1 protein-coding gene is annotated in these 629 nt (G+C 54.5%); it reads right to left on the bottom strand.

The genetic code is table 11. The features are described 5' to 3' along the window. Positions 1-153 precede the first annotated feature (153 nt). On the bottom strand, positions 154-629 hold a 476-nt coding region (locus tag J5224_RS33770), incomplete at its 5' end, for an FAD-dependent oxidoreductase (protein WP_264629233.1).

Below are 629 nucleotides of genomic sequence, written 5' to 3'. Positions count from 1 at the left end.
TATTCAGCGTAGACTCATGTTACCGCGCTAAAGTGCAGGTGCAAACCAAAAGGAGAGAGAAAATGCGGGGAGAGATCAATTTTGCCAAAAGGGAGCCAGAATAACCCCCGTATTCAGGTGGGACGATCTGAATACGGAGGAAAGGGCAGCAGATTATCGGGTCGCGAGGCCATCCAGATAGCGCTCTGCATCCAGCGCGGCCATGCATCCCGTACCGGCCGAAGTAATGGCCTGACGGTAGATATGATCCATCACGTCGCCTGCGGCAAACACACCAGGGATGCTGGTTTGCGTGGCGTTGCCGTGGATACCGGACTGGACCTTGATATAGCCGTTTTCCAGCGCCAGTTGGCCGTCAAAAATGGCGGTGTTGGGGCTGTGGCCAATCGCGATAAATACGCCAGCCAGCGCCAGCTCTTCGCTCTCATCCGTGTGGGTGTTACGAAGACGAACGCCGGTCACGCCCATGTCATCGCCCAATACTTCGTCCAGCGTGCGATCGGTGTGCAGCACAATGTTACCGTTCTGCACTTTGTCCATCAGACGATCGATCAGGATTTTCTCTGCGCGAAAGCTGTCACGACGGTGGATTAAGTGAACTTGTTGCGCAATGTTGGACAGATAAAGCG

The sequence above is a fragment of the Candidatus Symbiopectobacterium sp. NZEC135 genome, assembly GCF_025962695.1.
This window is presented reverse-complemented; position numbering and strand designations above follow the sequence as displayed.